The following is a 25,955-nucleotide window of genomic DNA, read 5'->3' on the forward strand; positions in this document are numbered from 1 at the left end:
CATGTCAACGGATCTCGCCGCATTCGTTCGCGGCCTGCCCAAGGCCGAATTGCATCTGCATCTCGAGGGGACGCTGGAGCCGGAGTTGAAGTTCCGGCTGGCGCAACGCAATGGGATCGAACTGAGCGAGCGGACCGTCGAGGAGGTGAAGCAGACCTATAAGTTCCACGACCTGACCTCGTTCCTGCAGGTGTACTACCCGGCCATGCGGGTGCTGCAGCAGTCGCAGGACTTCGACGATCTGGCCTTCGCCTATCTGACAAGGGCGCACGCCGACGGCATCCGACATGTCGAGATGTTCTTCGACCCGCAGGCGCATACCGGGCGCGGTGTCGAATTCGGAGCCGTGATCAGCGGGTATCGCTCGGCGATCGTGCGGGCCCGCCGGGAGTTCGGCATCTCCGCCGAGCTGATCCTGTGCTTCCTGCGTGACTATTCGGCCGAGTTCGCGATGGCGACGCTGCTCGAGGCGCTGCCGTACAAGGATTGGATCATCGGCGTCGGACTGGATTCGGACGAACGAGGCAATCCGCCAAGTAAATTCGCGGCCGTCTTCGAGCGGGCCCGCTGCGAGGGCTTCCTGCTCACCATGCACTGCGATATCGATCAGGACGGCTCGATCGAACACATCAGGCAGGCGCTGGAGGATATCGGCGTCGACCGCATCGACCACGGCACCAATATCGTCGAGGACGAGCGCCTGGTCGCACTCGCCGAGACCAAGGGCATCGGCTTCACCTGCTGTCCGGTCTCGAATTCCTTTGTGACCGAACAGATGAAGTCGACCGAGATCGTGACGCTGCTCGATCGCGGCCTCGCGGTCACCGTCAACAGTGACGATCCGGCCTACTTCGGCGCCTATGCGGCCGACAACTATCTGTCTCTCGCCGCCAACGCGAACCTCGATCTCGACCGTATCGTCGAACTCGCCAAGAACTCGTTCCGCGCCTCCTGGCTGACGCCGGGCCGCCTGGACGGCTTCCTGCGCGAGATCGATGACTATGTCGCGGCGCACCGGCCCAGCGGATCCGAAATCGCCTGACCTATCGACCAGTTGGCGGCGACACGCCCGAATGTGTCGACACCCCTTGAATGAACCGACTGGTTGGCTGTTTGCTGGTGGCAAGCAGTCGCACCGCAGCGAATCCGGGCCGGTGAACCGGATGTTCATTGCGCGGCGGGTGGCGTTCACGAGTGCTGAATCGTCGTTAAATCGAAACTTCGCATGCGTGTGTCGCGCGCGGCACGCCGCAGGACGACCCACCGGCGGCAAATTGACAGTTTCGCTGGCAACGGTGAATCGACTATGAATGTCTGGTGCCGTTCCCACGCGTGATCACTTGTCTGCCGTCGAATCTCTCCCGCTGGGAGTCGAATTGACCATCGAGCATCATCCCATCGAGGACGAGGTCGGACAGCTCGCGAGAAGGGTCGAGCGGGCCAGGGGCCGACTGGCCTACCAGTTCGACCCCGCGCTGACCGAGGCGCTCTCCGAGGACGAACTGATCGCCGAGCGTGAGCTCGCGGAGAAGATTCGCGGCGAGGATCGCGCACAGCGATGGAAACAGGTTCAGGCCGCGGCCTCCGCGGCCGACCGCGCCCGGCAGACCACTGAAGCAATCGAGAAGGCCGACATCAGAGATCTATTGGTAGCCCGCAAGGCAATTGCGGCACAGCGGCGGGAATCCAGCCCGCACGCCAAATTGGCGTCGCTGTACCGGCACCGGGGATGGTCACTGCGCGCGCTGGCCGGTGTGGTGGCGGCGGGCATGCTGTGGTCCGCGGTCAATGTGCAGCACAACATCGCGCCTGGCGGGCCTTCCGATCCGCTGTACTGGTTCAGCTACCTCATCGAGGCGATGATCAGCGTCTGCTTGATCATCATCATGGTCGGCACCAACAAGGTCGCCGAATGGGGCGTGATCGACAACCGCCGACAGGTCGCCGCGGCCGAAATCGCCCTGCTGTCACTGACTGTCACCCTCAACACCTACCCCTATCTGCGCGACGGGGAGTGGTACGAGACCGGTGTGCACGCGGTCGCGCCGGTGATGATCGGTGTCGCCCTGCTCATTCACGACGCGGCCAGCGCACGTTACGGCCTGGCCATCTACCGCGCCACCGAGCAGGTCCGCGAGCTGCCCGATCCGGCCGAACAACTCAAGCAGACGATGCCATCGATCGCGTCCTACCGCGCGAACACCCAGGCGGCCCTGGTGGCGCCGGGGGCGGAGCGGGAGTCCGCGGAACATGCGGCACTGGCGGGTGCCGAAGGTGCGGAACAGGACGCCGAGCTGGCAGTCGACGAGATCGTGGAGGCCGAAGCGGTCGAGGTCGAGGAGTCGCCAGGCGGGGAAAGCCCTGCCGCGCAGGAGGGTTCGGAGGCACCCGAGGAGCGTCGCGCGCCGACCAACGGCCAGGCGCCGGACAATGCGGAGCCCCAGGCGGCTGAGCAGCGGCCCGCTCCCGCGAAGGCCGCGAACCGCCCCGCGGTCGTCAAGGAGCCGACCGCACCGGTGGCCGCGAAGCCGGTGGTCGCGAAGAACAACCCCTTCGCACCGGCCACACCCGAGCCGGTCGCTACGGCTGAGACCCAGCCCGTCGCGAAGGTAGAGACCCCGCCGCCCCCGGCCAAGGCGCCCGCGCGGAAGGCCGCCCCGGTGAGCCAGGAGAAGCCCGCCGCGGAGAACAAGCCGTCGGTCGTGTCGGCGCTGCGCAGGGGCAACGGTTCGGCCGCGGCGACGGCGCGCAAGCCCAGTTCACTCGAGGGCAGGAAAGACAGCAGGACGACCGAGAACGCGCGCGGCAAGGGCAGCGCACCCGCCGAGCCGGATTCGCACCTCCAGGTGGTTCGCACGCCCGATATCCACGACACCGGGCAGTTCCGCATCGCCGAGATGCTCGAACAAGAACTTGCCGAACTACAGGCGGAGCGCAGGCGGGCCAGGGCCAGCAGGCAACGGTGATCCCGCGGCTTGCTTGCCCCGGCACTTCGGGGCATGATGCAGGCGCGGGTCATTAGGTACGTTAAAAACTGGTTATCGCCGTAGTGCAGCAGGTGCGGGACGAAGGGATGGATCGGTCGACGTGATGAGGTCTTATCACCCAACAGGATCCTGTACTTCGAATCCTGCGACGGTGTTGCCTCGGTCATAGCGGATCGGTGCGAGACACCCGGAAGCTGGAGTTTCCGCGTACGGGACCAGCGATATACCTGCTCGCCGGGAGCGCTCTGCTGTCGGTGATCCTGCTCTTCACCACCATTGACCCCTTCCTGGACAAGGGCGGGTTCCTGGTCGGTGGCCTCGACGTGCACATCTATCGGGACGGTGCGTGGCGCATCGTGCACGATATGCCGCTGTACACCGAGCCGACCATGCGCGGGCTGCTCTACACCTACACGCCGTTCTCCACCATCGCGTTCGTGCCTATCTACATGGTGCCGTGGGGGTACGTGACGAACACCTGGTTGGCGGTCAACCTCTCCGTACTCATCGCCTGTGTGCTGCTCAGCTGGCGGCTGCTGGGCTATCGGATCACGACTCGGCTGGTGGTGGTCAGCGTGCTGATCGCGGCCAGCTGCGTTTTCATCGAGCCGGTGCGTCAAACGCTCTACTTCGGGCAGATCAACCTGGTGCTGATGCTGCTGGTGCTGTTGGACGCGCTGCGTGGGGACCGAAGCAAACTGCGTGGCGTCGGCGCCGGACTCGCGGCGGGCATCAAACTCACCCCGATCTACTTCGTCGCCTACTTCGTGGCCCTGCGGCAGTGGCGCGCGGCGGTTACCGCATTCGCCACCTTCGTGGCATCGGTCGCCTTCGCCTGGGTCGTCCTGCCCGCCGATTCCCGGCAGTACTGGACCTCGACGTTCTTTCAATCCAACCGGATCGCGCCCGACAACCATCCGTCCAACCAGTCCATCCGCGGTGTCATCGCGCATCTGCTCGACGGGCCCGCACCGGTGTGGTTGTGGTTGCTCATCGCGGGCTCGGTCACGATCGCCAGCACGATGGTCACTACGGCGCTGTATCAGCGAGGTGAGCGGCTGCTGTCGATCACTCTGGCCGGTCTCACCGCCTGCGCGGTATCGCCGTTCTCCTGGGGACACCACTGGGTGTGGTTCGTGCCGCTGTTCGTCTTCCTCGTGCACAAGGGGCTGGACAACTGGCGCTGGTGGGTGGCGGCGGCGCTGCTGTTCACGGTGACCGCCTCGTGGACCTATCACTGGAGCAAGACCTGGGTATCGATCGGAGTGTTCCTGCTGCCGCCGTGGTGGCCGATCACCAAGGTCTTGATCAACGGCTACGTCATCGAATTCCTGATCGTTCTGATCGCGGCCTGGATACACCTGCGCCGGGGCGGCCGGTCCGCCCTGAGCGAGCGTTCGGCCGAGCGTTCGGTCCGATTCCCGCTCCCGCGGCGCCGCGATCCGGAGTCTCCTTCGTGCCCAACCCCTTCCCCATGACCGATCCCGGAACCCGGTAGGGCAGGCCAGGTTCCGGCCGAGGGGTTGCTGTGGCCCAGATCATGCGGGCGCTCGACGCGGCGGCATGGGCGGCAGCGGTGCCGTACCGGCAATAGGCCTAGAGCCTTTGCGATCTCTTTACCTGCGGATTCCCTTCGGTTTCCACCCGAAATCGATCTCTTGCCGGGTAGGTCGGCCGGGGTTACGGTTGCTTCCTGCGTCGCGAAGCAATCGGTCACCGCCAGGTTGCTGGACCTCCCGCTCGCCGGGAGGTATTACTTCGATGTCGCACGAATATTTCGCTCGACAGGGCCGGAGGTTTTCCCGCTATGACGAAGAAGAAGGCTCAGCCCAACCCGATGTTCGCGGTGACCATGGTCAATGCCATCCATCAGGATGTCGATGGCTACGGGGACAGATGGGTAGCCACCGTCGATCACGGGAATATGCGCGCCGACTGGATCGCGGCCGCCGTTGCCAAGGACGCGCGTACGGTCCGGATCTGGTGCGACGACTGCGGAAACAGCGTCCATCTGTGTGCGGAGATCCGGGACTACCTGCCCTCGGATGTGCGCAAGGCACTGGCCGACGCCTGGGAGCACTACCACCCGACGCACCACGCCTCGTAGTCGGCGGTTCGCGAGTCAGGCGAGATCGAGGACCTGAACCAACGGGCGGCGCAGCGAACGCGCCGTCGGAGGTCCCGCGTACGCGAGCCGGAACAGCAGCACCTCGGCATGGTCCACATCGGTCTCGAACACCCGTTGATAGCGCTCGCGCAGCTCGCGGAGTTGGGCCTGCTCGCGTTTACAGAGGCCGTGGCCGCCGCCGCGTTCGAGGCGGGCGAAGAGGTAGGGCAGTGCGGTCATCGGTTGCAGTGCAATGCCTTTCGCCGTCGCGGTGAGCCACATCCGCTGCATGGCGCGCCCGCCGCGCAGATAGCTTTCGCGTGACACACCCGGCATCGTCAGCAGCCCGACGGCGGCGGCGCCTGCCACCGCGCGCCGCGAAAGGTCTTCCAGCGCACGGCCGCCGCCGATCTCGGCCAGACATTCCGCGACCCGCCACTGGCTGAGCAGTCGCAGCGCTCCGCGTTCGGCCGCGGTGAGTTCGGCGGTGGCGATATCGAGACCGTAGGGTTCGGCTCGCACTTCCTCGGGTGTCCACCGGTAGCCGCTCATCGCTTCGCGGTGCATCGCCCGGTTCAGCAGACCGATGCGATCGCCCGCGCCGATCAGCGCGCCGAGCTCCGCCAACTCCGTTCTCTCGCAGGACAGCTGTAATCGTCCGCCGAATTCGCCACAGGCGGTGACCAGCGATTGCGCCGTCTCCGCATCGAGCGGTCGCCGCAACTCGCGCCGCCGGTTGGTGACCCGGGTCGGGATATGCGCGACGAGCGGTGACGCCGCCGACTCCGGTGCGCCGGACAGTTCGACCGTGGCGACGAGGTCGGCTCTGGGCCACGTCCGGATCTGCGTGCGCAATCCGAGCTGCCCGGCCGCGAGCTCGATATTCTCCAGCAGCGCACCGAACGCGACCCACGTTGCGCCGTGCGCGAAGTCGAGGCTGGGCAGGTCACGTCTCGGGTCGTGACGGCACTCCAGGACCGCCTTAGCGCGTCGCCAGGTCAGCGCCCACGGCTGCGCATTGTGTGCGGAGGGTGCCAGTGTGCCCATGGCCGCTATCCACCGCACGGCATCGTCGGATACCGTTGCGCGCTCAGATGGTTGCGGTGGCAGCGGCGGATCCCTTCGGGCCTCTTCGGCGATCGCGAATAATGCTGCGGGCGCGGCAGGTTCGCGATAGATGCAGTGCTTCGCGTCGATCAACTCGCCGGGATCGACGTAGTAGCGCCCGGATCCGACCGGTTCGCCGAGCAGCAGCCGACGCGCCGCATCCGCGACGATCGCGCCGCCGAGCGCCACACCGGAGGCGAGCTGAGGCCAGCTGCCGATCGTCCGTCCGACCTCGGGCAGCGAGGCCGCCGCGCGAGTGCTGAGCCGGGCCGCGTCGAGGATTTCGAGGACGTACGGGATCTTCTCCGGTGTCGTGGCATCGCGCAGATCCGCGGCCCGTACCGAACCGAGCAGACCGTGCAAGATCGGCCGATCCGGTTCGATATCGAAGCGCTCGATATCGAGTAGGCCGCGATCGCTGGTCTGCATGAGCACCGGAATGCCGTGGACGCGTGCCCGCTCTCGGAGCAGCACCTTGGTGTGCAGATCGTCGCACCCCTCGACCAGCAGATCGAGACCACCGCCGCCGAGCAGGAAGTCGTCGATGGCCTCTGGTCGAATCCCCTTCGGGCACCGCTCGATTCGAAGATACGGATCGATCTCGAACATCTGTCGCGCCGCGATGACCGACTTCTCGATGCCGAGGTCGGCCACGCGGGCACGGATGCGATTCAGATTCGACAGGCCGAGCCGGTCGAGATCCGCGATCTTGAACGAACCGCCGATTCCTTCGAGTGCGAGGGTGAGCGCGGCCGCACTGCCGACCGAGAGCCCGACCACGCCGATCCGCATCCGCGCCAGCCGCTGCTGTTCCTCCCGGGTGATCCGGTAGCGGTTGCGGTCGGTGCGGACCTCCCGAAATTCCGTCTCGGGCAACACATGTACGAGATCAGCCGACCACGGGTACCAGACCCACCTGCCGTATTCGGCGGGATCCGTGCCGTGCAGCTGCCCTACGCGCTCGTCCAACTCGCCACGGGAACATGCGGGTTCGCGTGCGAGCACGAGTTGTCGCAATTGCTCGGAAAGCGTGTCGCATACCCGCACGTCCGTTGTCGCCAGTAGTTCGGATAATGCCGACCGGTCCCTATCGATGGCCAGATCGAAATGAATTGGCCGCCATTCGGGAATGTCATCGTGCTTGTCGGCGCGCTCCCGTAGATCCCGGCCCAAATCGATGCGCAAAACCCCTCCCGGCGTGTGCGTGCGGATCGCTCTACCAAGGTCTACACCCGACCAGCCGGTAACTAGTTATGATTGAGCAAGCCGGTGGAGATCGCTGAAATCGACCGGCGCGTCAGTGGATTCGCGGCAGGGCGGCGCGTGCTATTCGGCTGGCATGTGGGTCGCCGCAACTGTGTCCGCGGGGTAGATCATCCGGTCCGGCGGGTTGCTCGTGCGACGTGCCAGCGGGTAGTAGACGGCCGCTGTGAAGACGATGCCGACGATCCAGGAGATATCCGCGCCGCCGAGCAGATCGGTGATCGGGCCGGTGTAGAGCTTCTGTGCGAGGAACGGGATCTGGGCGAGAATGCCGAGGGTATAGCAGGCCAGCGCGGCGAAGTTCCAGCGTCCGTAGCGGCCGTCGGGATCGTAGAGCGCCGGGATATCGATGCGTTCGCGCGAGATCAGGTAGTAGTCGATCAGGTTGATCGCACTCCACGGGGTGAAGACCATGAGCAGGACGAGCACGAAATTCTTGAAGTTATCGAGGAAGTCGGCACTGGCCCCGATGGCGATCAGCATCGACACCACGGTGAAGCCCACGATATAGGCGGCGCGCGTGGCCTGCGTGGTGTGCGACCGACCGTTGAATGCGGTCACCGAGGTCAGGATGGACATGAACCCGCCGTAGGCATTGAGACAGTTCACCGTCAGCTTGCCGACCACGATGACCAGGTAGATCAGCAGCGCGATCGCGGACGGTCCGGCGAGGTCGCCGATGAAGCCGACTTGATTGCCCAGGAACGCTTTTCCGGCGACCGCGGCCACCAGCGCGCCGAGCGTCATCGCCCACTGCGAGCCGAGCACGCTGCCCGCGAAGGTGGACCAGAACGTGGTCCGCGCACTCGTCGTGCGGGGCAGATAGCGCGAATAGTCCGCGACGTACGGTCCGAAGGTCAGCTGCCAACCCGCACCGAGGGAGATCGCGAGGACGAAGGTCACGATGTCGAAGGATTCGGTACCGACGTAGGCGCTGACATCGTATTCGGCGAACAGACGGATGGTCAGGTAGGTGAAACCGATGATGCCGACCACGGTCGCGATTCGGCCGATCACGTGGATCAGCCGATAGCCGGTCACCGCGACCACTGCCGTGAGCGCACCGAAGACGAGTATGCCGACGGTCGAATTGTCCACGTGCAGGATCTTGTTCACCGCCTGACCGGCCAATACCGTACCGGTCGCGGCGAAACCGAGATACATCACGATCACCAGCAACAGCGGCACTACCGCACCGAGGACGCCGAATTGCGCTCTGCTGGAGATCATTTGCGGCAATCCGAGCCGTGGCCCCTGCGCCGAATGCAGCGCCATCACGATGCCGCCGAGAATATTGCCGAGCAGCAATCCGATAATCGCCCACAGCGCGTCGGCGCCGAATACCACCGCCAATGCACCGTCGACGATCGCGGTGATCTGCATATTCGCCCCGAACCAGAGGGTGAATTGATGGCGCGGCGTGCCGTGGCGTTCGGCATCGGGAATTACTTCGATGGTGCGGCGCTCGATCTGCAGTCCGGCGTCGATTTCGTCGTGGTGCGGCATGGATCCGCCTTCCATCAGGAGAAGGGGAGCAGCTGGGACAGCCTGCCCAGATGCATAGTCCTGTATATACAAGTGACTGTCAACCGGAACGGCTAGGGTTGCGGCCAGGCGACGTGAGAGGTGGTGGCGATGGCCCGCCCGGTGGGCGATGCAGACCTAGCGGTCTTGTTCGCGGCGTCCGGACCCGATGCGGCACCGGCATATGAGCGGATCAAGACCCTGATCCGCACGCAGATCGGTGCCGGACGCTGGGTCGCGGGGGATCAGCTGCCCTCGGAGCATCAGCTGGTCGACGCGCTCGGAATCTCCCGCATGACGGTCAACCGGGCACTGCGTGAGCTGGCCGCGGCCGGGGTGGTCGTTCGGATGATGGGGGTCGGCACGTTCGTCGCACCCGCGAAGGTGGCCTCGCCGCTGTTCGAGGTGCGCAATATCGCCGATGAGATCCAGCAGCGCGGTCACCGGCACCGCACCGAGGTCATCTTCCTGCGCAGCGAACCTCTCGACACCGCCAACCCACTGCTCGACGATTGGCCGAGCGATTCGGTATTCCATTCGCTGCTGGTGCATTTCGACGACGAGGTGCCGATCCAGGTGGAGGACCGCTACGTCAACCCCGCGGCCGCACCCGGCTATCTCGACCAGAATTTCGCCGGGATCACCCCGAACCGGTACCTCAGCGAGGTAGCCCCGCTGGTGCGCGGTGAGCACGTCGTCGAGGCGGTACAGGGCAGCAAGGAGGACTGCAGGCTACTGCGCATCCGCCGCACCGAACCGTGCCTCCAGATCCGCCGTCGCACTTGGTCCACGAGTGCCTTGGTGAGCGTGGCGCGCCTGGTCCACCCCGGCTCCCGCAGCCGCCTCGAAGGTGCGTTCGGCGCCTGATCCGGCTGGGCGGGAACGTCTCGCGCGCATCGATCCGCGCAAGGTGCGCGGCGCCGCGGTCAGGTGCCGAACTGCATGGCGTGGGTGACGATCGCGTCGAGACGCGCGTGATGTGCACCCTTCCAATAGGTTCGGCCGCAGTCGACGCACTGTGCGAACGCGTCGTAGGTGCGCTCGGTCTCGTCCGGGAGCTGGCCACGCAGGGTCTGCTTGTCGGTTACCCGCAGCGGGCCGTTGCAGGCGGTGCAGCGGGTCCATGGCGCAAGGTGCGGCGCGAAACGCGACAGCACGTCGTCGAGTTGCTCGACGGGACGGTGACTGTAAATGTATGCGCCAGCGAAGATTTCGCGTCGATGCAGCAGTCCGCGATCGCGGGAGAGCAGGATGCGATGTTCGGTTGCCGAGCGCGTGGCGAGTGCGGCGTCGCCGATATCCGGATTTTCGTAGGCGGTGTCGACGCCGAGCAGGCGCAGCCGCCGCGCCAGGGTGCCGAGGTGAATATCCAGCAGGAAACGCAGCGGTTCGTCGAATCGCTGCGGGCGCACCACGGCGCGCACCGACACCGACTCGCCGTCGATGGGCAGATACGACGGGTCCACGGACCGACCGTCGACCAGCAGTTCGCCCGCCTCGGTGAGCGGCACGCCCAGCGATTCCACGATATGTCCGAGCGTCGACACGGTGTCGATCCGCACGGGGGAGCGACCGTCCCGCTGTGCGGCCGCGACGAACAGCCGCAATTCGGGCGCGAAATCAATCGTGATCTGCGCGGTGCTCACGCGGCCAGCATGCCAGGGCATGCGGTCCGGCGACCACCCGGTTTTACAAAGTCCAGGGCTCGGCGCGGCGGCGGACCGGTGGCTCGGCGTTGGCCATCGCCTCGAGGTCCTCGAGGAATTTGTCGATACTGTCGGCCGCCACGTGTGTGGAGCCGATCTCGTAGCGGACCTTTTCCTCGGTGCTGTCCATCACCGTGGTGATGAGCTCGTCCTTCAGATCGCGGATGAGCTGGGTGCGCATCTGGGCGATCTGGTCGCGGCCCTGGCTGCGGACCCGAGCGACCTCGGCGTCGGCGAATTCGCGCATCTTGGCAATGATGCGTTCGGCGTCGGCGCGTGCGTCCTCGCGGATGTGCTCGAGTTCGGCCTGGGCGTCGGTCACCGCGTTGTCGTAGGCGCGTTTGGCCTCGACGAGGCGGTCGGCCGCCTGCTGGTTCTCCTCCAGCTGTTTCTGAATATTGTTCTGCGCCTTGGCCATCAGCCGCTTGACCGGCGGCGCCACCCATTTGACGATGACGAAGATGATGACCGCGAAACCGAAGAGCTGGCTGAAGAAGATCGGCCAGTCGAAGGTGATGTGGAAAATGCCGGAGTCCTCGGACCCGGCTGCGCGGATAGCCCCTTCGGCAAGGATGCCGCTGTTGAGGTTCATTGGCTACGCTCGTTCTGATTTGTGGCCGGCGCTGGTGCCGGCGTGCCGATCCTTGATGCCGAGCACTCGATCGGCCAATGTCTCGGCGAGCGGTTCGACAGCCTCACGCAGCTCCGCGGCCACTTGGTCCGCCTGGGCCCGCAGTTCCGTCGCGGATTCCGCGACGATCCTGTCGGCCTCGTCCTGCGCTTCACTTCGCAACTGCTCGAGGATAATTCGGCCCTCGTGCCTCGCCTGGTTCCTGATCTCGACCGCTTCACTGCGCGCCTGCGCGACGGCGGCCTGGTATTTCGCTTCGGCGTCGGCGAACAAGGACTTGGCTTCCTTGTTGTCGACCGCGGTTTCGGCGACTCTCGCCTCGCGTTCCGCCAATACCTTGCGTATCGGCGGAACGACGAAGAACCACATGACCCCGAGCACGATCAGGAAGATCAAAAGCTCGGCGAAGAATGTGCCGTTGGGGATCAGGAAGTTCCCCTCGGCAACAACATCCGTTCGCGGAGTCATACTGAATTACTTACCTGGAGTAGCGAATACGAAAAGCGCCATGAACGCTAGATTGATGAAGTACGCCGCCTCGACCAGACCGACGGTCAGGAAGAAGTTACCGCGGAGGCGACCCTCGGCTTCCGGCTGACGGGCAACGCCGTTGATCAACGCGGCGCCGGCGAGTCCGTCACCGATACCCGCGCCGATGGCGCCACCGCCCATAATGATGCCGCCGCCGATGAGCGCGCCCTGGACGATAGCTGCCGTTGTTGCGTCTGCCATTTTTCACTTCCTGTTCTTTACTGAGCTCGATCGGCGGCGCCGATCCGTAGTTGTTTGAAGCGACCCGAAAGCGTCGCAGGGGCTAATGCTCGTCCTCCAGCGACATCGACTGGCTGAAGTAGAGGACGGTCAACAGCGAGAAGATGAATGCCTGGATGGCTCCGACGAAGAGATCGAAGAGTTTCCAGATGGCATTCGGCCCCCAGCTGATCCAGAACGGGAACAATGCGATCACCGAGACCATCACGCCGCCCGCGAACATGTTGCCGAACAATCGCAGCGACAGCGAGAGCGGTTTGGCGACTTCCTCGATGACATTGATGAAAACCATCGGGCCCCATCCGGTGTGGCCCTTCAGCAACTGCTTGGCATGGCCACCGGGGCCGCGCCGATAAACACCCGCACCCTGATACATGATGAAGACGAACAGGGCCAGCGCGTAGACGAAATTGACGTCCGACGCGGGCGGTGCGATCAATTCGCCGTGTCCGTACTGCACCGGCAGCACGGACAACCAGTTCGACAACAGGATGTAGATGAACAGCGTGACGGCCAGTGGCAGCGCGAACGGCGCGACCTTCATGCCGATGGCGCTTTCCACCTGGTTGCGCATCTGGACCGTGACGGTCTCGAAGAACAGCTGCACGCCGTTGGGTACACCCGAAGTCAGCTTCGCCCGCAGGTAGAACGCGAGACCGAGGACGATCGCCGCCGCGAGGGCGGTCGAAATGATCGTGTCGACATTGAAGTCCATACCCCACAGATGCGCGACCGCATGTTCGCCGACCTTGATTTTCGGCTCTTCGGCGGGCGCTTCCTCCGCGAGTACCGGAAGCGCCGACTGGGCGATGAAGGCGAGTTGATTCGTCATGATTGCTGGCGAAGCTCCTTCACTTCAGGCAAGACGGTGACCAACACCAGAATCACTTGAAAGGCGGCCAGGCCGAAGAAGATTCCGATGCCGTGCGGCCTTGCCAGGAAACCCACTGCGAGTGAACCGCCGGTTATTACGATCAGCCGAGTCGCCGAGGAGAGGTACAACCCCTGTTTCCTCGGTTTCTCGGCGTCGGCGACACGGTTGACCGTCAATCGGGTCAGTTGGGCATTCACCCAACCGAGTCCGAGTCCGATGCAGATGAACAGGCCGACCAGCAGCCCGTTGAGCGGACCGGCCGCAGCAAGAGTCAACACGCCGACGCCTATTGCGAAGACGGTCGCACGGCGCATTCGGAGTGCATTGACATCCACCTCGACACCGTCCTCGGTCATCATCCCACCTCGTAGTGGGGTCTTGATTGATCGATAGCATACACATTAGGAACCCTTTTGCGAGGCAATGTTTTTGATCTTTCTCGGGCGGGTTTTCGTACGATGTCCATCGGGAGACAGTGTCATGCTGAAGACAACTTGATCAACCGAAGATCTTGGTTTGCGCCGGGTAATTCGGACAAAACGGTCACCGTATCGCTGGCCGCTATTGCTCGGCTTATTCGAGTTCGGCGCCTAATTTCGGTCATGTATTTGTAAAGAGATTCTAAAGCAATCGCCAGTAGGTCGAGCTGGAGTCGGGTCGCGGCAGCCGATCGCGCGATCGCCGCGGTATCCGGATACCGCATCCGGGCGGAAACTCTGGATAGCTGGCGCGCTGCCGTTCTGTCCGAACTGTACGGGGTGCCATGGTTCAGGTGAAGTCGAGGTCGGCGGCGCCGACCCAGGTGGTGAGTGCCTCGGTCAAGCCTGCGGTGGTGGGTTCCTCGGTTGCCCATGCAACGTAACCGTCGGGGCGCAGCAGGACGGCGGCGGGGGCCGGGATCTCACCGAGACCGGGGATGGACCAGTGCTCGGCGCGGCTGGCGGCGCTGATGATCTCGACCCGGTCGCGCCATTCCGGGACTGCGGGCACGTCGTTTCCGTTGAGTACCAGCAGGACCGGGCGGCCCGCGCGCAGCAGTGCGTGGACGCGGGTCTCGCTGTCGGCGGTGCCGATATCGGCATCCGGGACGCGACGGCCGATGAGCGGGTGCTCGCCCTTGATGTCGTAGCGGATATCGAGTGCGGTGATCATCAGGCCGAGGCGGTGGCGCACCTGGTCCATATCGATCAGGTCGCTCATGATGTCGCGCAGTGCGTCGGTGTGCGGGCCGGGGCGTCCGAGCGCGGTCTGGGCGCGGGTGTTGTGCAGGACGCGGGCGGCGATGGGGTGGCGCTCGGACTCGTAGGTGTCGAGGAGTTCGTCGGATGCGTTGCCGCGCAAGGTGGCGGCGAGCTTCCAACCGAGATTCATCGCGTCCTGCAAACCCAGGTTCTGGCCCTGACCGCCCGCCGGGTAGTGGATGTGTGCGGCATCCCCGGCCAGGAAGACGCGGCCCACGCGGTAGCGGTCGGCCTGGCGGGCGGCATCGCCGTAGTGCGAGATCCAGCGCGGGCTGTGCATGCCGAAGTCGGTGCCCGCGATCTCGGTGAAGTTGGCGCGGAAGTCCTCGAAGCTCAGTTCGGCGCCGCGCTCCAGGACGACGTCGTGGCGCTGCACGACCAGTCGGTACCAGCCGGGCTCGAATTGGACCGCGGAGAAGTCGCCCGCACCGGCGCGATGTCCGAAGAAGGGCTGTGCGGGCGGATCGGCCAGTTCGACATCGGCGAGCATGCCCGTCACGGTCGCGTCGGTGCCGACGTAGTCGATGCCCGCAAGTTTGCGCACCGCGCTGCGGCCGCCATCGCAGCCGACGAGGTAGGCCGCGCGAATCCGGCGTGGATTCGGGCCGCCGATTTCCACCTCGACACCCGCCGCGTCCTGATGGAAACCGGCAACGGGCGAATCCCACTGCACGACCGCGCCGAGTTCGGTTGCGTGCCGGTCGAGTTCGCGCTCGATCACCGACTGCAGGATCGCCAGCATGAAGGGGTAGCGGGTGTGGAAGTCGCTGAAATCCAGGGGCAGGCCGCCGAAGTGTCCGGCCTGCATGACGCGGCCGAGTGGGAGCAGTTCGTCGAGCAGACCGCGCTGATCAAGCATTTCCATGGTGCGGGCGTGAATGCCACCTGCCCGCGATTCGCCGGTACGCGCCGCGAGTCCATCGACGAGCGCGACGTCCACACCGGCCAAGCGCAGTTCGTAGGCCAGCATCAGCCCGGTCGGTCCGGCGCCCGCGATCACCACATCGGTCGTTTCCATGTCGGTCTCCTTAACGTTGTTAAGCGATTTAACGTTGTTTAGGGGACCAGAACATTGTTAAGGTGTCAAGGGGTCGGACATCAGGAGGTGACTGTGAAGATCGATGCGACGGCGATCGCCGAGGCAGCGTTGGGTTTGCTCGACGAGGTCGGTCTCGACGGGCTGACCATGCGGAAGGTGGCCGGGGCCCTGGATGTGCAGGCGCCCGCCCTGTACTGGCATGTCAAGAACAAGCGCGAACTACTCGATGCGATGGCACGGCGGGTATTCGTCTCCGCTGTCGACGGGATCGAGGCGCCGCGGCAGGGCGAGGACTGGCAGGACTGGGTGGTGGCGGTGGCCGGGCGGTTGCGCCGGTCGATGCTGCGCTATCGGGATGGGGCGAAGGTGCTGGCCGGAACCTATGTCAACGATGAAGCCATGTGGCGCACCACGGAACTGACCCTGCGCACGCTCGAGGACGCGGGTTTCTCGGTGGACCATGCCGAGCGGGTGTTTCCGATCCTGCTGCACTACACGATCGGGTTCGTTATAGAGGAACAGGCGCAATCCGGCGCGGAGTACTCCGACGGCAATCCCTACGATCCCGCGCGGATGACGCACACCGTCGATGCCGAGCGTTATCCGCGGACCGCCCGGATGGTGACCGGGCTGTTCGACGCCGACACCGATGTCGAATTCGAACGCGGCCTGCGGGTCATCCTGGCCGGAATCCTCGCCACTCGATCTTCGTAAGCGCTCAGCGGCCGAAGCCCACCAGACCGTCGGCGAGCGTGCTGACATTGAGCGCGTCGAGCACCTGCTGCCGGACATTCGGGCATTCGGTAGTGGTGATGCGATCGACGATGGCGCGGTCCTTCACGACGGTGTCGTTGAGGCCGCCGTTGCGGGCCGCCCAATCGTGCACCGTGCCGTTGAAGCCGAGCTTGCCGAGCTGCGCGCCCTCGGTGCGCCAACGGTCGACCTCGGGCTCGAGCATGTCGCACAGCTGTTTTGCCGCCGTCGGGGTGATCTCGTCCGGATTGGGCACCTGTGCGGAGCTTCCCGGGGACGAGAAGGTGATGGTGATGTCGGGATGGGAGGTCGGTGTGGCGGGCGCCGGGTCGAGGGGGCCGTTGCCGCCGCAGCCTGCTAGCAGGGCAACCGCCACAGTCGCCGCGGCCAGCGTGGCGATGGATCCGATCGAGGGCATCGGTACTCCTTATTATTCTTTTGTTTCCGGTGACAGCTCGTAGACGACGTAGGCGGTGCGCACCACCGGTAGCGCAACATTGCGTACTCGGATGCCGCCGGGAGTGGTGCCGCGTTCGGTGCCCGCGTGCGCGTGCCCGTGGATCGCGAGGTCGGCGCGCTGGTCATCGATGGTTTCGCCGAGTAGATAGGAACCGAGGAACGGGTAGATCTCGCGTGGCTCGCCGTGCAGGGTGTCGCTGATCGGGGAGTAGTGGGTCAGCGCGATCGTGATATCGGTGTGCAGGCCCGCCAGCGCGTCGCGCAGCATCTCCGCGAGGTCGACGGTGTGCGAGGCGAATTCGCGCATTACGCGTTCACCGAAGACGCTCGCGCATTTGCCCGCGAAACCACCGCCGAAGCCCTTCGTCCCCGCGATGCCGAGGGTATGGCCATCGACCGCGAATTCCGTTGCGGTGCCCTCCAATACGGTGATGCCGTGATCGGTGAGCTCGGCCGTGATCTCGTGCTGCGCGTCGCTGTGGTGATCGTGATTGCCGAGCACCGCGACGACCGGAACGCCGAGATCGGCGAATTCCGCGGCGACGACGCGGCCTTCCTCGACCGTGCCGTGCCGGGTGAGATCACCGGCCAGCAGCAGCACATCGGCGCGGTCGTGCAGTTCCGCGAGTGCCGGGCGGAGTTCGCCGCCCGACTCGGCGCCGAGATGGATGTCACCGATTGCCGCGATCCGCATGCCACATTCCTTCCGGTCTCAGTCCGCCAGCGCCTCGGCGGCTCCCGGTGCGCAGGGCGGCGTGACGTGCACGTCGTTGTGGATGTGGGCGCGTGGAAGCTGTTCGCGCACCACCTTTTCCATCTGCAACTTGCGTTCGATACTGCTCACCTCGCCGCCGAGCACGACGACATCGCCGCGGATCGTCACCTGCACCCCGAGCTCGGCGGTGCGCGGATCCTCGGCCAGCGCCCGGCGCAGGTGCGCGACCAGATATTGCGGTCGATCCATTCACACCACCCGCTTCGGTTCGATTACTCCGAGATCGTCCAGTAATCCGAGGAAGGCTCGGGCGTAGGGGGAAATGTCGGTTTCCTTGCGCACCCGCTCCCAATCCACTTGTTCGCGCAGATCGCGCGCGATCGTCAGCAGTGGGCTCAGGTCGAGTCGGTGCGCATCGAAGACCAGCAATTTGTCGATCATCAGGTCGGTCGCGCTGATCACCGGCGCCATCGTCGGGCCGACACGCATCATGTCGGCGCGATCGAGCAATTCGTCGGTGACGGAACGGTTGTTCGGCCGGTAGATCAGGTCGATGAGGACGCCGCCGTCATAGACCTTGGTCAGCCAGTCCTCGGGCGGATCGGCGACCCGCAATCCGCCGCGGGCCAGCGCACCGCGGGCCTGCGCCAGGTCGGCGGGCTTGATGAAGATGTCGACGTCGTGCTCCGAGGCGGGCCCGCCGCGCGCGTACACCGCGCAACCACCCGCGACCGCGAAGCGGATACCGGCATCTGCCAGCGTGTTCACCGCCCGGGTGAGCGCGTGCAGCAGTTGGTCGATCGTCGGGACCATATGTGCGCCATACCCGCGGTTCGGTCGGCTAATCGCCTAATGCCGACGCAACCCGCTGGCCAATGTCTCGAGCCCCCGGCTCAACCACGCCTGCGTACTGCGCCGGTGCGCACGGTCATCGAACTCGCCGTGCGCGCCGAAATCGTATCCACCGGCCCGGTCGACCGGCTCCCAGAGATTGTCGGCCCGCGCGTCGGCGTCGGCATCGGTCTGCTGCGAGTCGTAGCCGGTGCGGGCGAGATATCGATCGAGCAGGCTGGGCGCGAGCCGTTGGGCGAGCAGCGTCCCCGTCGTGCTCGCGCCGACCCAATATTCTTTGCGCTCAGGATGTTTCGCGGCAAAGGCGATCGAGCGCGCGATGACCTCCGGTTGGTAGATCGGCGGCACCGGCTGTGGCCGCTTCGGCAATCGCGACAGTACCCAGGAGAATTGGGGCGTATTGACCGCAGGTGCTTGCACCAGCGTGATGTGCACATTGCTGCCTTCGTGCATCAGTTCGACCCGAACCGACTCGGTGAATCCGTTGATCGCGTGCTTGGCGGCGCAATAGGCCGACTGCAGCGGAATCGAGCGTGCGCCGAGCGCCGAGCCGACCTGCACGACAGCGCCGCGATCACGTGCCCGCATCCGGGACAGTGCCGCCATGGTGCCGTGCACGGTGCCGAGATAGGTGACTTCGGTAACGCGCCGGAACTCCGCGGCCGCAATCTGCTCGAACGGTGCGAAGACCGAGGTGAAGGCCGAGTTCACCCAGACATCGATGGGTCCGAACACCTGTTCTGCCCGCGTCGCGGCGGCCTCGACCGCCGGGTAATCCGCGACATCGACCGGAATCGTCAGCGGCTCACCACCCGCCGCGCGCACATCATCGGCGGCGGCGGCGAGTCCGGCATCGCCGCGGGCGAGCAGTGCGACTTTACAACCGCTCGAAGCGAATTCGCGTGCGGCCGCGCGACCGATGCCCGCACTGGCCCCGGTGATCACCACTACTCGGGGTTCGAAACTCATCACAACTCCTTACTCATCGCCGAATCGGGTGAGCTGGACCGAGGATTCGAACAGCATCGCGTGCACGAAGGCCTGCGGCATATTGCCGCGCAGCTGACGCTGCCGGACATCGAATTCCTCGGCGAACAATCCGGGCGTGCCGCATGCCGCGCGATTGCGCTCGAAATAGCGTGCCGCCGAAACCTGGTGTCCGAGTTGGGCGGCCGCGATCGCCATGATGAATCCGCAGAACAGGAAGGCGCCCTCGTTCGTCTCCAGCGGCTGTTCGTCGTGGCGGTAGCGATAAACGTAGTAGTCCGTGCACAATTCGCGCTCGACCGCCCGATAGGTGGCGAGGCTGCGCGGGTCGTCGGCGGGTACCCCGCCACGGATGGCGGGCAGCAGCAGGGCCGCGTCGACACCCGTGGCATCGGGCGCCTGCTGCCATGCACCACTGGGATGCACACTGGTGCGGGCGGTTTCGGCCATGATGGTGTCGGCCAGCGCGGTACAGAACACCGGGTCGGCACCGGTCTCGGCAGCAGCGGCAACCGAACGCAGACCACTGACGCAGGCCAGCCGGGAATGTGTCCAGTACCGGTCCTCGATCTCCCAGATGCCCGCATCCGGTCGACGCCAGCGTTCGGCGATCGCCCCGACCGCCACCGAAACCGCCTTGCGGCTGTCCTCGGTGAGCCGGTCGTGCCGCGCACCCGCGGCGAACAACAGCAGTGTCTCGCCGAATACGTCGAGCTGGGACTGGTCGCGCACCCTGTTGCCGACCACCGTACGACCGCCCGGATAGTCGGGTAGGTCCAGATTGCTGGGCTCCGGGATGGGTTGGCCGGTGATCGTACACGCAGGCAATACGTCGGGTCCCTCGGCGAGCAGCCGCTCGGCCACGAAACGCAACGCATTGTCCAGCAACGGGTGTGGACCGTCTGCTGCCACAGCTTGACCGGCGAAGCATTGGTCGCGGAGCCACACGTAGCGGTAGTCGTAGTTCTCGGCGCGGTCCGCGCGTTCGGGCAGGCCCGTGGTGGCCGCGGCGACCATACCGTTGGTAGAACTGGTCATACCGCGCATGACCGCGTAGGCCTGCGCGGTATCGCGGGATGCGGCGCACGGACCCAGCTCCGGAACCCCACGCTGCCAAGCGGATTCGGTCTGCGCCCATGCGGTGTGCGGATCGGCTGGTTCGTCGGGCAGTGCGATATCGGACAATTCGAGGACGAGATCATGAGTCCGGCCCTGCCGCAGCGTTATCCGATCGGTCCAGCCGCGACCATCGCGGACCGACGCGGCCGCGCCGCCCGTCCAACGCAGTGCGAGGTCCCCGACTCGCGCGAGCCACAACCCGTCGTCGGTGCGGTGCAGGTCGCGTGTCTTCGCCTTGCCGAACTGCCCGGCAGGACGCAGCACCACATCGACCTCGGCATCACCGTGCACCGCGACGATACGGCGCAGCACCACAACCCGATGCGGATCACCGGGAAAGGCCAGCGCCTCCCGGCATTCGACCACCGACGAGCCGACCAGCCAGTGCGAATTCCAGATCAACGTGCCCGTCTGGTAGTAACCGCCCCACACGTAGCGCCCGGACGGCGTCACCGAATACGCGCCGTCCCCGCCGACCAGGCCCGCGAAAACCGCGTCGCTGTGCCAGCGTGGTGCGCACATCCAGGCGAAGTCACCGCGTGGGCCGACCAGCACACCGCGCTCGCCGTCCGCGAGGAATGCGTATTCGCGCAGTACATGGGGCCGGATGACATTTTCGGCCGTCACATCGGTCGTATACCACCGCACACCGTTCGCAACCGTTTCAAGTCTGCGACGAATCCGGCGTAGGCCGCGTCGCGATCGGGCGCGCGCAGCACCGACGACGGGTGCACGGTCGCGATCACCGCGTAATCCGGCATCGTCACGAGTTCGCCGCGCCGTTCGGAGACCTTGAACGCGGGACCGAGGACGGCCTTTGCCGCGATCGCGCCGAGACAGACCACCAGTTGTGGCTCGATGACCCGTAACTCGGCGTCGAGCCAGGCCGAACAGGCGACGATTTCGGTGCGGCCGGGTTGTTTGTGGATGCGGCGCTTTCCGCGCTCCTCGAATTTGAAGTGCTTCACCGCATTGGTCACATAGATCCGGTCGCGGTCGATCCCGACCTCGGCGATGGCACGGTCGAGCAGCCGCCCGGCGGGGCCGACGAACGGGTGTCCCCGCACGTCCTCCTGGTCGCCGGGCTGCTCACCGATCATTACGACGTCCGCGTTTTCCGGGCCCTCGCCGAAAACCGTCTGGGTGGCGTGCCGGTAGAGATCGCATCCGTGACAGCCGCACGAGGCCCGCCGCAACTCGGCGAGGCTCGCGTGCGGCGGCACGAACTCCGCGGCGCCCGGCACGGCCATATCCGGCTCAGTCCTTGCCGAGCGCCCGCGCGAGTTGGCGCTTGTTCATCTTCGAGCGGCCCTTGATATTGCGTTGCCGGGCCTCGTTGTACAGCTGGTCGCGGGTCGGGCCCTTCGGACCACTACGGCCCGAGCGCTGCCCACCGCGCTGCTGCGGCGACTTGTCCTTTATCGAGGAGCGGCTCGCGGTCTTCGACTGCCCGGCTTGGGCGCGATTCTTATTGACCGTCCGCGCGGCGATTTCCTTCGCCCGCTTCTGGCTCGCGCCCCGGTCTTCTGCCGAGTCCCTGATGTGCTCGTACTGCCGTTCCTGTTTATTGCTCCATTCCTTTGGCATGTCACACCTCCTGTCCGCCGAGTACCCCGGCTCGTTTCGTGAAACCAGGGCGTGGGCTCGATCGGGGAAAGATCAGCGTCGATATGCTGGCCAGGTGAAGGTGGTTCCTGGCACGTTGGTGACCGTCGCCGATGATCTGGACGCGGTGACGACGGTCGGGCACGAGGACGATCCGGCCGATGCCGGGTTGACGAACGACGACGTCGCGGCGTTGTGGGCGTCGGTGCAGGCGTGGTACCGGATGGGGACGACGCCCGCGATTCAGACCTGTCTGCGGCGCAACGGGAAAATCGTGCTGAACCGGGCGATCGGGCACGGCTGGGGTAATGCGCCGAAAGACGGTCCGGATGCGGAGCGGGTGCTCGCGACGCCGGAGACGCTGTTCTGCGGGTTCTCCACGGCCAAGGGTGTGGCCGCGACGCTGATGTTCATGCTGATCGAACAGGGTGCGTTCGCGCTGAATGATCCGGTGTGCAAATACATTCCGGAGTTCGCGGCGCACGGCAAGGATGCGATCACCATCGGCGATGTGCTGTCGCATTCGGCCGGAGTGCCGTTCATTACGCCGCCGTACAAGGGCGTCGAGCTGGTACTCGACGAGGAGTTGGCCGTACAGGGTTTGGCCGATCTGGTGCCGAGTTGGCCGCGGGGTCGGTTCCGGGTCTATCACGCACTGACCAGCGGTTTGATCCAACGGCTGCTGGTGCAGCGGGCCACCGGGAAGGGGATGCGCGAACATCTCGCCGAACAGGTGCTCGAACCGTTGGGCTTCCGCTGGAACAACTTCGGGGTCCGCCCCGAGGATGTCGACAAGGTCGTGCCCAGTGTGAAGACCGGCCCGCCACCGTCACGCATGTCGATGCTGCTGGCGCGCAAGGCCCTCGGCGGCCGGATGGACGGTGCGACCGCCAGATCCGCGAATCGGGATTTCCTGACCGCCGAACTGCCGTCGGGCAATATCGTCACCACGGCCTACGAGCTGTCCCGTTTCTACGAAATCCTCACTCGCGGTGGTGAACTCGATGGCGTCCGGATCATCGAGCCCGGCACGCTCCGCGAAGCGATCCGCCCTGCGCGGCGCATGCCCGGCCTAGCCGGACGAGTCAGCAGCGCGGGCTTCGAGCTCGGCGCTCGTCGCTCGAAGTTCGGGCACAACACCCAGTCGCACTTCGGCCGCAGCGGCCTGACGACCCAATACGGCTGGGCCGATCCCACCCGCGGACTCTCCGGCGCGATCCTCACCAGCGGCAAGGCCACCACCGACACCCAGCGCCCCTGGGCACTGGTAGCCCAGATCTCGAACACCATCGGTCAACTCGCGCCCGCCGATCGGCTGTTCGACACCGACTGATTCAGTTGTCGCGGATCGCCTCGGCGAGGATTTGCGCCGCGTGCCGAGGCCGGGCTTGCGGATCCAGGTGCTCGATTTGGGTTCGGCAGCTGAAACCGTCTGCCAGGACCAGGGTTCCGGGCTCGCGCTTGCGGATGGTCGGCATGAGTTTGTCTTCGGCGCAGGCGATCGAGACGTCGTAGTGGCCGCGTTCGAAGCCGAAGTTGCCTGCCAGGCCGCAGCATCCGGTATCCAGCACTTCGACGTCGAGTCCGGTTGCGGTCAAGAGTCTTTGGTCGGCCTCGTAGTGCAGGACCGCGTGCTGATGGCAGTGTGGTTGGACCATGGCGTGCGCGTCGATGCGCGGGGGTTCCCAGTCGTCGGCCTGTTCGGTGAGGATTTCGCCGAGAGTGCGGACCTGATTCGCCAGGCGGTGGGCGTCTTCGTCGCCGGGGAGCAGTTCGGTGAGATCGGAGCGGAAGACGGCGGCGCAGCTCGGTTCGAGCACGACGATCGGAGTGCTCGAGCGCAATTGGGGTTCGAGCTGACGCAAAGTGCGGCGCAATACTCGTTTCGCGGTGGGGAGTTGGCCGGTGGAAATCCAAGTCAATCCGCAACAGACTGTGCGCCTTGGTATTTCGATCTCGAATCCGACGGCCTCCAGTACGGTCACCGCGGCTTCGGCTATTTCGGGGGCGAAGTTATTGCTGAAGGTGTCGGGCCACAGCAGCACTCGGCCGCGGTGACCACGCTCGTCGGCTGTGCGGCGGGCGAACTTCTCGGTGAAGCGCTCGCGGGCGAAGCGCGGTAGTTCGCGGCGCGGGTCCACACCGCCGAGCCGTTTGAGCAGCCCACCCGTGCCCCGGCTCTGTGCGAGTGCATTGGCCGGTGCGGATACGGCGGTGGCGAGGCGGGCCCACAGCGGGATCCAGCCCATCGAATAGTGCGCCATCGGCCGGACGCGGTGTTCGTAGTGATGGGAGAGGAATTCGGCCTTGTAAGTGGCCATATCGACATCGACCGGGCAGTCGCTGCGGCAGCCTTTGCAGGCCAGGCACAGATCGAGGGCATCGCGCACCTCGGTGGAGCGCCAGCCGTCGGTGATCACCTCGCCCTGGAGCATTTCGAACAGAAGTCGGGCGCGGCCACGGGTGGAGTGTTCCTCCTCCCTGGTCGCCCGGTAGCTCGGGCACATCACACCGCCCTCGTGGCCGCGGCACTTGCCGACGCCGACACAGCGTGCGGCGGCGCGGCTGAACCGATGGTCGTCCTCCGGGAAGGCGAAGTGGGTCGACGGCTCCCACGGTCGATAGTTCGCACCTTGGCGCAGGTCCTGATCCAGCGGTCGCGGGTGCACGACCTTGCCGGGATTCATCCGATCGCGCGGATCGAAGAGATGTTTGACCGCGCCGAATGCCTCGACGATCCGCTCGCCGAACATGATCGGCAGCAGTTCGCCGCGCGACTGACCGTCGCCGTGTTCACCGGACAGCGATCCGCCGTACCGGGTAACCAACTGTGCGCACTGCTCGGCGAAGCCGCGGTACTTCGAAATGCCTTCCGCGCTACGCAGGTCGAACGGAATGCGGGTGTGGACGCAGCCGTGGCCGAAGTGGCCGTACAGCGAGGACGACTGGTAATCGAAATCGTCCAGCAGACTTTCGAAGTCGCGAAGATAGTCACCGAGCCGGTCGGGCGGCACCGCGGCATCCTCCCAACCCTCATGGGTTTCCGGACTGTCCGGTGGATAGGCGGTGGCACCGAGGCCCGCTTCCCTGGCCATCCAGATCTCCGCCTCGCGCGCGGGGTCGTCGATCGTGGTCGAGGTGGCGCCGGTTTTCATGGTCAGTTCCTCGACCATCGTCTGCGCCCTGCGGTCGGCTTCGTCCTGGTCGGCACCCTCGAATTGCGCCATCAGCCAACCGTTTCCGTCCGGCAGCTGCGCGATGGCGCCCCCGGCCAGATGTTCGAGATGCTCCAGGTCGACCAGCCGATGGTCCACGCCTTCCAGCGCTATCGGGTTGTGCCGCAACACGATCGGCACCGCATCGGCGGCGTCGTAGATATCGGGATAGCCGAGTACAGTCAGCGCCACCGCTTTCGGGCGTCGCACGAGTTCGATTTCGGCACGCAACACCGTCACCAGCGTGGACTCGCTGCCGACGAGCAGTTTCGCGAGATCGAAGCCGTGCTCGGGCAGCAGGGAATCGAGGTTGTAGCCCGACACCCGGCGCGGAATATCGGGATAGTGCTGACGGATGTCCGTCGCGTACTCATCGCGGATCTGCCGCAGGCCGTCCCGCAATTCCGCGAAACCATCCTGGGAATCCGCGCCGACCCAACCCCGCAACCCGTCGTAGGTCAGGATTTCCAGCCGCCGCACCGAATCGACCATCTTCCCGTACGCCTGTGCGGTGGAACCGCAGGAGTTGTTACCGATCATCCCGCCGATGGTGCAGCTGACATGTGTCGCGGGTTTCGGGCCGACCATCAGGTCGTACCGCGCCAACTGCGCATTCAGCGGGTCCAGCGCGATGCCCGGTTCCACGATCGCGGTGCGGGCCGCCGTATCGACCGAGATCAACCGATCGCAGTACTTGCTCCAATCCAGCACCACGGCCGCATTGCAGCATTGACCGGCCAGACTGGTGCCGCCGCCGCGCGAGAGCACCGGCATATCGTGCTCACGACACACCGCGATGGCGGCGACCGCGTCCTCGGGTGTGCGCGGCAGTACCACGCCCAGCGGCACCGCCCGGTAGTTCGAGGCATCGGTGGAGTATGTGGCCCGGGATCCGGGATCGAAACGCACCTCACCGGCCACCTTTCCGGTGAGTTCGGCCGCGAGTCGCGCCAGCGGGAGATCAATCATTCGTCCAACCCCTCCTGTCTCGGCACAGTGC

The 25,955-nt window shown here is 65.5% G+C and carries 25 protein-coding genes; 7 read left to right on the top strand and 18 right to left on the bottom strand.

From position 1 onward, the window contains the following. Window position 1 precedes the first annotated feature (1 nt). From add to NP3_RS19660, 4 genes are all read left to right on the top strand, one after another. A complete protein-coding gene (gene add / locus NP3_RS19645; RefSeq protein WP_063043050.1) occupies window positions 2-1,042 on the top strand; it encodes an adenosine deaminase in 1,041 nt (346 codons plus the stop codon). Window positions 1,043-1,376: 334 nt separating this feature from the next. Further along, the gene (locus tag NP3_RS19650) at window positions 1,377-2,966 is read left to right on the top strand and encodes a hypothetical protein (protein WP_063043091.1); all 1,590 of its coding nucleotides are present in this window, start codon (window positions 1,377-1,379) and stop codon (window positions 2,964-2,966) included. A 197-nt stretch (window positions 2,967-3,163) separates the two neighbouring features. After that, a complete protein-coding gene (locus NP3_RS19655; RefSeq protein WP_245721027.1) occupies window positions 3,164-4,465 on the top strand; it encodes a glycosyltransferase 87 family protein in 1,302 nt (433 codons plus the stop codon). A gap of 329 nt (window positions 4,466-4,794) precedes the next feature. Next, window positions 4,795-5,094, top strand: coding sequence for a hypothetical protein (locus NP3_RS19660; protein ID WP_063043051.1), 300 nt, complete (start codon window positions 4,795-4,797; stop codon window positions 5,092-5,094). 15 nt (window positions 5,095-5,109) lie between these two features. On the opposite strand, the gene NP3_RS19665 is transcribed toward NP3_RS19660, so the two are convergent. Together NP3_RS19665 and NP3_RS19670 are read right to left on the bottom strand one after the other, a co-directional pair. Further along, window positions 5,110-7,386, bottom strand: a complete 2,277-nt coding sequence (locus NP3_RS19665) for an Rv1355c family protein (protein WP_063043052.1) — start codon at window positions 7,384-7,386, stop codon at window positions 5,110-5,112. Between the two features lie 141 nt (window positions 7,387-7,527). Further along, on the bottom strand, window positions 7,528-8,985 hold the full coding sequence (locus tag NP3_RS19670) for a purine-cytosine permease family protein (RefSeq protein ID WP_373864770.1): 1,458 nt from the start codon (window positions 8,983-8,985) through the stop codon (window positions 7,528-7,530). A 114-nt stretch (window positions 8,986-9,099) separates the two neighbouring features. Here NP3_RS19670 and hutC point away from each other — a divergent pair, with 114 nt between their 5' ends. Then, window positions 9,100-9,855: a histidine utilization transcriptional repressor HutC gene (gene hutC / locus NP3_RS19675; RefSeq protein WP_063043094.1), complete on the top strand. Its 756-nt coding sequence runs from the start codon at window positions 9,100-9,102 to the stop codon at window positions 9,853-9,855. Window positions 9,856-9,914: 59 nt separating this feature from the next. On the opposite strand, the gene NP3_RS19680 is transcribed toward hutC, so the two are convergent. The 7 genes from NP3_RS19680 to NP3_RS19710 form a co-directional block, all read right to left on the bottom strand. Then, window positions 9,915-10,634, bottom strand: coding sequence for a Mut7-C RNAse domain-containing protein (locus tag NP3_RS19680; RefSeq protein ID WP_063043053.1), 720 nt, complete (start codon window positions 10,632-10,634; stop codon window positions 9,915-9,917). A 43-nt stretch (window positions 10,635-10,677) separates the two neighbouring features. Beyond that, window positions 10,678-11,286 carry a F0F1 ATP synthase subunit B family protein gene (locus NP3_RS19685; RefSeq protein WP_063043054.1) on the bottom strand — a complete coding sequence of 203 codons (609 nt, stop codon included), beginning with the start codon at window positions 11,284-11,286 and terminating at the stop codon, window positions 10,678-10,680. A gap of 3 nt (window positions 11,287-11,289) precedes the next feature. Continuing rightward, window positions 11,290-11,793 (bottom strand): F0F1 ATP synthase subunit B, encoded by a 504-nt coding sequence (locus NP3_RS19690; RefSeq protein WP_063043055.1) that lies wholly within the window; start codon window positions 11,791-11,793, stop codon window positions 11,290-11,292. Window positions 11,794-11,799: 6 nt separating this feature from the next. After that, the gene (locus NP3_RS19695) at window positions 11,800-12,057 is read right to left on the bottom strand and encodes a F0F1 ATP synthase subunit C (RefSeq protein ID WP_040687366.1); all 258 of its coding nucleotides are present in this window, start codon (window positions 12,055-12,057) and stop codon (window positions 11,800-11,802) included. Window positions 12,058-12,139: 82 nt separating this feature from the next. Beyond that, window positions 12,140-12,811: a F0F1 ATP synthase subunit A gene (gene atpB, locus NP3_RS19700; protein ID WP_245721031.1), complete on the bottom strand. Its 672-nt coding sequence runs from the start codon at window positions 12,809-12,811 to the stop codon at window positions 12,140-12,142. Between the two features lie 113 nt (window positions 12,812-12,924). Further along, entirely contained in the window at window positions 12,925-13,326 is a 402-nt protein-coding gene (locus NP3_RS19705; RefSeq protein WP_063043096.1) for an ATP synthase subunit I, read from the bottom strand. 412 nt (window positions 13,327-13,738) lie between these two features. After that, window positions 13,739-15,229 (bottom strand): FAD-dependent monooxygenase, encoded by a 1,491-nt coding sequence (locus NP3_RS19710; RefSeq protein WP_063043056.1) that lies wholly within the window; start codon window positions 15,227-15,229, stop codon window positions 13,739-13,741. Window positions 15,230-15,322: 93 nt separating this feature from the next. Here NP3_RS19710 and NP3_RS19715 point away from each other — a divergent pair, with 93 nt between their 5' ends. Beyond that, window positions 15,323-15,964, top strand: a complete 642-nt coding sequence (locus tag NP3_RS19715; protein ID WP_063043097.1) for a TetR/AcrR family transcriptional regulator C-terminal domain-containing protein — start codon at window positions 15,323-15,325, stop codon at window positions 15,962-15,964. A 4-nt stretch (window positions 15,965-15,968) separates the two neighbouring features. Here NP3_RS19715 and NP3_RS19720 read toward each other — a convergent pair whose 3' ends face one another. From NP3_RS19720 to NP3_RS19755, 8 genes are read right to left on the bottom strand one after another with little or no spacing between them, the layout of a single operon-like run. Next, window positions 15,969-16,421, bottom strand: a complete 453-nt coding sequence (locus NP3_RS19720) for a hypothetical protein (RefSeq protein WP_063043057.1) — start codon at window positions 16,419-16,421, stop codon at window positions 15,969-15,971. A 12-nt stretch (window positions 16,422-16,433) separates the two neighbouring features. Further along, window positions 16,434-17,156 (bottom strand): metallophosphoesterase family protein, encoded by a 723-nt coding sequence (locus tag NP3_RS19725; RefSeq protein WP_063043058.1) that lies wholly within the window; start codon window positions 17,154-17,156, stop codon window positions 16,434-16,436. A gap of 18 nt (window positions 17,157-17,174) precedes the next feature. Next, window positions 17,175-17,426, bottom strand: coding sequence for a BON domain-containing protein (locus NP3_RS50480; protein WP_063043059.1), 252 nt, complete (start codon window positions 17,424-17,426; stop codon window positions 17,175-17,177). Further along, window positions 17,427-17,990: a nucleotidyltransferase family protein gene (locus NP3_RS19735; RefSeq protein ID WP_063043060.1), complete on the bottom strand. Its 564-nt coding sequence runs from the start codon at window positions 17,988-17,990 to the stop codon at window positions 17,427-17,429. Between the two features lie 36 nt (window positions 17,991-18,026). Beyond that, complete coding sequence (locus tag NP3_RS19740; protein WP_174566243.1) at window positions 18,027-18,998, bottom strand: SDR family oxidoreductase; 972 nt, start codon at window positions 18,996-18,998, stop codon at window positions 18,027-18,029. A gap of 9 nt (window positions 18,999-19,007) precedes the next feature. After that, complete coding sequence (locus tag NP3_RS19745; protein WP_063043098.1) at window positions 19,008-20,762, bottom strand: glycoside hydrolase family 15 protein; 1,755 nt, start codon at window positions 20,760-20,762, stop codon at window positions 19,008-19,010. Next, window positions 20,759-21,385 carry a UdgX family uracil-DNA binding protein gene (locus NP3_RS19750; protein ID WP_063043062.1) on the bottom strand — a complete coding sequence of 209 codons (627 nt, stop codon included), beginning with the start codon at window positions 21,383-21,385 and terminating at the stop codon, window positions 20,759-20,761. The genes NP3_RS19745 and NP3_RS19750 overlap by 4 nt, the downstream gene beginning before the upstream one ends. 7 nt (window positions 21,386-21,392) lie before the next feature. Then, a complete protein-coding gene (locus NP3_RS19755; RefSeq protein ID WP_040687352.1) occupies window positions 21,393-21,722 on the bottom strand; it encodes a hypothetical protein in 330 nt (109 codons plus the stop codon). Window positions 21,723-21,816: 94 nt separating this feature from the next. Between NP3_RS19755 and NP3_RS19760 the strand changes: the two genes are divergently transcribed. Continuing rightward, on the top strand, window positions 21,817-23,073 hold the full coding sequence (locus NP3_RS19760; RefSeq protein WP_245721028.1) for a serine hydrolase domain-containing protein: 1,257 nt from the start codon (window positions 21,817-21,819) through the stop codon (window positions 23,071-23,073). 1 nt (window position 23,074) lies between these two features. On the opposite strand, the gene NP3_RS19765 is transcribed toward NP3_RS19760, so the two are convergent. Then, complete coding sequence (locus NP3_RS19765) at window positions 23,075-25,924, bottom strand: FAD-binding and (Fe-S)-binding domain-containing protein (RefSeq protein ID WP_063043063.1); 2,850 nt, start codon at window positions 25,922-25,924, stop codon at window positions 23,075-23,077. Window positions 25,925-25,955 lie beyond the last annotated feature (31 nt).

It is taken from the genome of Nocardia pseudovaccinii NBRC 100343 (assembly GCF_001613225.1).
In the GTDB taxonomy this organism is placed as follows: domain Bacteria; phylum Actinomycetota; class Actinomycetes; order Mycobacteriales; family Mycobacteriaceae; genus Nocardia; species Nocardia pseudovaccinii.